At 44.6% G+C, this 5,133-nt stretch carries 8 protein-coding genes; all 8 read right to left on the bottom strand.

The features are described 5' to 3' along the window. The coding region (locus tag DXC04_RS15960) for a DUF3789 domain-containing protein (RefSeq protein WP_243112180.1) at window positions 1-86 on the bottom strand (86 nt) is incomplete at its 3' end. A gap of 174 nt (window positions 87-260) precedes the next feature. Continuing rightward, window positions 261-584 carry a DUF7768 domain-containing protein gene (locus DXC04_RS15100; protein WP_172590495.1) on the bottom strand — a complete coding sequence of 108 codons (324 nt, stop codon included), beginning with the start codon at window positions 582-584 and terminating at the stop codon, window positions 261-263. An 81-nt stretch (window positions 585-665) separates the two neighbouring features. Then, complete coding sequence (locus DXC04_RS15095) at window positions 666-1,469, bottom strand: DNA-methyltransferase (RefSeq protein WP_330426490.1); 804 nt, start codon at window positions 1,467-1,469, stop codon at window positions 666-668. A gap of 20 nt (window positions 1,470-1,489) precedes the next feature. Further along, entirely contained in the window at window positions 1,490-2,083 is a 594-nt protein-coding gene (locus DXC04_RS15090) for a hypothetical protein (RefSeq protein WP_117739219.1), read from the bottom strand. Window positions 2,084-2,093: 10 nt separating this feature from the next. Next, entirely contained in the window at window positions 2,094-2,687 is a 594-nt protein-coding gene (locus tag DXC04_RS15085) for a hypothetical protein (RefSeq protein WP_117739220.1), read from the bottom strand. Window positions 2,688-2,698: 11 nt separating this feature from the next. Further along, window positions 2,699-3,445, bottom strand: a complete 747-nt coding sequence (locus DXC04_RS15080; RefSeq protein WP_118661316.1) for a hypothetical protein — start codon at window positions 3,443-3,445, stop codon at window positions 2,699-2,701. A 6-nt stretch (window positions 3,446-3,451) separates the two neighbouring features. Beyond that, window positions 3,452-4,429, bottom strand: a complete 978-nt coding sequence (locus tag DXC04_RS15075) for a DUF3991 and TOPRIM domain-containing protein (protein ID WP_118661315.1) — start codon at window positions 4,427-4,429, stop codon at window positions 3,452-3,454. Beyond that, on the bottom strand, window positions 4,429-5,133 hold a 705-nt coding region (locus DXC04_RS15955; RefSeq protein WP_243112179.1), incomplete at its 5' end, for a methionine adenosyltransferase domain-containing protein. The genes DXC04_RS15955 and DXC04_RS15075, both read right to left, overlap by 1 nt.

The following is a 5,133-nucleotide window of genomic DNA, read 5'->3' as shown; positions in this document are numbered from 1 at the left end:
TTCATCATATCGCCAAGCTCCTGATCCGACCGTTTCGCAGTCACCATGCAACAGGTCACCACGACTCCGAAACAACCTCCAAACATCAATGCGATCATAATCATGACTCCGTCTCTTAACATAGCTTATCCTTCCTTTCCATGTTCATTTTGTATTCGGGGGATTGGGGTTCTCCCCAAAGTGCGTTTGGATATCCAAACGCTATGCTTGCAAAACGAGTACCGCCAGTCTCTGTATCACCCGGCAGACCCGCCTCTGATTTATTTCGATTCTTTGATCTGTACCAGTCCATCGAGTGTCGTACAAATGATATGGAGTCTGTCTGCCATACTGATTTCCGTATTCATCGTCCCTGTCACTTCTTTTCCACATACAACGACCATCCGGCATCTCCGCAAAAGGATATGAGACATCCTTCCATATCCCTGCATATCTTCCGCATCTCCTTCTTCGAGGAACGGTGAAAATCCAAACCTCGGACAGATCGGTACATAACCCAGTTCATAGATTTTTCTGCAATATTTCTGCACTTTTACCCGGCTTTCTTCTGCTGAACAGCACACATAAGCCAGAGCCTGTTCCATACGCTCCATCCCCTTTCTGCATCCAGTTGGATGCCACTGCTTTTCTCTATTAAAAACAAGATGTCCTATTGGACATCCCGGCTACTTTTCATCCTCGTTTTCTTCTGCTTCTAACGCAAACTTCACTCTGTCACTTCCCAATTTATAGTAGGCATCCGTCACTTCAATCCCTACGGCACGATACCCTGTCGTAACCGCTGCAAGGATAGTTGTTCCAGCCCCGGCAAACGGGTCCAGGATCAGACCTCCCGGCTCGCAGATCTGGATCACATCTTTCATAAGCTGCAATGGTTTCTCTGTCACATGGATGCGGTTCTGCGGATTTCCATATCGGAAAACACCCGGCAGACAGGAGACCGGGCGGTTGATCGGCATCGGTCCGTTACTGCCCCACACGATATATTCAGCCTGCTGGCGGAAGCGCCCTTTCTGCGGACGGGAGTTTCCCTTATCCCACACTGCGGTTCCTCTCCAGATCCAGCCTGCCCACTGCAGGGCATCTGTGATCGACGGGTACTGTCTCCAGTCAATGAACAGACAGATAGGTGCCCCTTTCTTGCAGGCTTTCCGGACATCATACAGCCACTCAGCCATCCAGTGTGTCCAGGATCTCTGGTCTTTGTTGTCTCCATCAAAATCCGGGAGTGCATTTGCGGCACTCATGCTGCTGTATTTCTGGTTGGTGGTGCGGTTCCTTTCATTCTGCTTTGTCCCTCCGGACGCATACGGCGGATCGGTAATAACTGCATCAAAGATTCCCGGCTGGAATGCTTTGACCAGTTTCAGCGTATCTCCATGTAAAATCTTCCAGTTCTTCCCTTCGGCATATTCCTCCGGGTATGTTCCCTCTTTCATAAGTTCTTCCAAACTCAGGTCATTTGTCATAGGCATCATCCTTTCTGTTCTCAGCGCTCCGGCTGATTTTTCTTCTTTGTTTGTTTTTTCTGGTAGGACTTTGGCGGTTTCAGTTTCTCAGGAACAGAAAAAGCTCTCCACTTTCCATTTTCATATAAGAACATATCTTTTGTGTGGTTATTAAATATATCCCAAGGGAAAATATCCCCTTTGATATAGATATTTCCTCTTACTTCTCCATACACATGGCTTTCTCCACCGATGACAGGTGCATTTACTCCTACCGTATCAATAAATGCTTTTCCACTGATTATCGCATTTTCCTTTATCTCACCGCCACAGATATAACAGTCTCTCTTTGCAACTGCTCTGTCATAAAAAGTAGCATCTCCGGTAACAACCGCATAACCTCTGACCAGACTGCCATCATAAAGTGCAGCTTCTTCCTTTACCTCACCGTTTTCGCAACAGATTGCATCATCATAAATCCAGCAAGTTCCTTCCTGTGACAGGTTGTTTTCATTCTCTACAAAACCGCCCAGTGTTCCTTCTGGTACTTTCTCGTTCACATCGATCAATGCCTGTATTCGATGGAGCCATGGATATTTTGGATGTTCAATTTCTGTAATTTTATACTTACTCATGCTGTCTCCTTTATCGTTCCGGTGGATTTTTCTTTTTGGTCTTCTTTCTAGGATAATATAATGGTGGCTGTAATTTTTCGATTGCTGGTGAAATACTCCATTGTCCATGTTCAAAAATATGTGTGTCCTGCGTATTCGCTTCAATTTTTTCCCATGAAAAAATATTACCATTAACATGGACATTCCCTTGTACCATCCCATAAACACGACTATCCCCGCTAATCAAAGGCTTTTGCAAACACAATGAACCAATAATGGCTTTTCCAGCAATTACAGCATCATCTTTTATTTCACCACTGCTTATATAACAACTGTCTTTTGCGACTGCATGATTATAAATTCTTGCTTTTCCGGCAACTACTGCAGTTCCTCTAACCATACTGTCATCGTAAATTTCAGCCTCTTCTCGTACCAAACCGCCTTCACAACAGATTGCATCATCATAAATCCAACACCCTCCTCCCTGTGACAGATTCGTTATACTATCTACAAAACCACCTATTGTTCCCTTTGGTACTTTCTCGTTCACATCGATCAATGCCTGTATTCGATGGAGCCATGGATACTGCGGATGTTCAATCGCTGTAATCTTATACTTATTCATATTATCTCCTTTCACCGTTCCGGCTGATGTTTCTTCTTTGTCCTTTTATTTTCTTTTGGTGGCAGACTCAACTCGGTTTCTACATATTCACTGATAATCAAAAGTGCTTTGTAATAATCCCCACTTTCCAATACTCTTTTACACATTTCTTTTGCTTCTGCTGTCTGTTTATTCTTTTTCAAAAGAGTTGAGGCATCGCCCATAATGGAAAAAATATTCCCGTCATGTCCAAGGAGTTGTAACTTGGGACGTTGTTTCTCAGGCTTTATCGGGATCTGCTCTGTTTTCTTTTCATAGATTTTCGGCTGCTCCATATCTGGATGCCAGAAATGCACATTCAGCATTCCACCATCTACCTTGATATCCCTCTGCTCAAATCCTTCACCCCACCCGTCACTGTACTGCCCTGTAATGTATTCGGTGAATTCCTGTAGTTCTTCCTGACTTAAAAATTCATTTAATTCCAGTTTGGTACAGCCGTACAGGATTCCATCTTTGTTTTCTACCGTAACAACTGCACTTTGTATTTTTCCATGAATGGACTCACTTCCATCAAAATACTGCATGAGATCATCTTCCCCATAGCGTTTCAGTTCTTCTCGGATAGCATCTTCATAATCGGCAAGTTCTGTTCCATCTAATGGCATTCCATATGCATCATTTTCTGTCCACTCTTCTTCCCATTCCGATTCTTCCGAAATAAGATTTCCAGTCAGTTCTGTCAATAGATTGATGTGTATTGTTTCTTTTTCTTCCATTTTCTATCACCTGCTTTCCAATGGTCTGTCTCTGCACAGATTCGTCTGCTTTCTTTCTTTTGCAAGATCTGCATAGTCTGCCCCTTCTCTTTCCGGCAGGTTGCAGATGATCTTGTATCTTCCTTCATAATGCTTTTTCATCTGTTCTTTTGCCCATCTTCCGGCAAAATCATTATCCGTACAGATTTCAATTTCCTTGATTTCCGGATGGTTCTTAAGGAACGCTTCCAGTGCGTCCGGCGGCTTTTTAAAACGTTCACTCTGTATCTCTGCGTTTTCTTTCGGAGCAGCAATTCCCCCAAGGGAAAGCCGGTATTTATCCTGCTTTCCCTCTTCCAGTGTCATATGTGCCAATGCATCAATACAGGCTTCGTAAACAGCAACCCGATTCGTCTCTTTTCTTGGAGGAATACAAAAACTGTACTTCTTTTCACTTCCGGCCTGTTCCATCTTGAATCCTTTCCCGTTTTTTTCATAGATTCCTCGCAGGAAGGCATATCTCGCTTTTCCCGATTCATCTTTCCCGACAAAAACAGCATTATGGTACGGAACACTTTCATAAAGGATTTCCTGTGAGATACAATACGTGATCACTGCATCACTGATTCCACGATGGTTCAGATAGGCCCGGATTCTCCGGCAGTTTAAGAATCTCTCCGGCAGTTTAAATGGTGGTTTTTCTTTTTCAACTGACTGTGTCGGAAGAAAAGATGGACTCTCTTCGCACAACAGCTTTACGGCATCTGTAAATTTCATCCCATCCACTTCTATGAGGAAACGCAGTGCAGACACGCCACCGATATCTCTGGACTTCCAATGCCATTTACTGGACAGTTCATTGATTTTAAAACTGTCGTGGTCTGTCAACTGCCATTCATTTCTGGTTCTTGTCTTTTGCAGTCTCTGTGCCTGATGCGTTCGTAAATACTCATACGCAGTCATGTTCTTTGCTGCCTGAATCTCCTCTTCCGTTACCCAGGGCATTACAGAATGGTATCCTGAAGAGCCAGTACCTTATCAGTTCGCTCCCAAGGAAACTCCTTTCTTCCAAAGTGTCCAAAAACTGCCGTCTGCTGGAAAATCGGACGGTTCAGTCTGAGAGATTCCATGATCTGGACAGGTGTCACTCCAAACACCAATGGGATTGCTCTCGCCAGACAATCATCTGCACACACTTTTCCTGTACCAAAGGTATCCACTGCGATCATCACCGGCTCTGCCACTCCGATTGCGTAAGCCAGAGACACCTGACATCTGCTTGCAAGTCCGGCAGCTACCATATTTTTGGCAATATATCTTGCCATATATGCTGCAGAACGGTCTACTTTTGAACAGTCCTTCCCCGAAAATGCACCGCCGCCATGCGGAACCATACTGCCATAGGTATCCACCATCAGCTTTCTTCCGGTCAGTCCGGTATCTGCATCAAGGCCTCCGCACACAAATCTCCCTGACGGATTGACCAGGATCTTCGTATCCTCATCCGGAGGCAGTAATCGGAGTGCTGGACGAAGCACCTTCTCCCTGATCTCGGTCTCTAACTTCTTCAGACTCTTTTCTGCACTATGCTGGCAGGAAACAACCACGCTTTCCAGTCTCACTGGTTTTTCATCTTCATATTCTACGGTTACCTGTGCTTTCCCATCCGAAAAGATATCTTTGATATATCCGCTTCTTCTGCAAGCCGA

Source organism: Dorea sp. OM07-5 (assembly GCF_003481355.1).
Taxonomy (GTDB): Bacteria; Bacillota; Clostridia; order Lachnospirales; family Lachnospiraceae; genus Dorea_D; species Dorea_D hominis.
The sequence above is the reverse complement of the archived record's forward strand: the minus strand, read 5'-3'. Positions and strand labels throughout refer to the sequence as shown.

Excerpts from the sequence above, each read along its gene's own strand:
- DXC04_RS15080 (WP_118661316.1), bottom strand. The coding sequence starts at position 3,445 with ATGGAAGAAAAAGAAACAATACACATCAATCTATTGACAGAACTGACT.
- DXC04_RS15100 (WP_172590495.1), bottom strand. The coding sequence starts at position 584 with ATGGAACAGGCTCTGGCTTATGTGTGCTGTTCAGCAGAAGAAAGCCGG.
- DXC04_RS15095 (WP_330426490.1), bottom strand. The coding sequence starts at position 1,469 with ATGACAAATGACCTGAGTTTGGAAGAACTTATGAAAGAGGGAACATAC.
- DXC04_RS15085 (WP_117739220.1), bottom strand. The coding sequence starts at position 2,687 with ATGAATAAGTATAAGATTACAGCGATTGAACATCCGCAGTATCCATGG.
- DXC04_RS15075 (WP_118661315.1), bottom strand. The coding sequence starts at position 4,429 with ATGCCCTGGGTAACGGAAGAGGAGATTCAGGCAGCAAAGAACATGACT.
- DXC04_RS15090 (WP_117739219.1), bottom strand. The coding sequence starts at position 2,083 with ATGAGTAAGTATAAAATTACAGAAATTGAACATCCAAAATATCCATGG.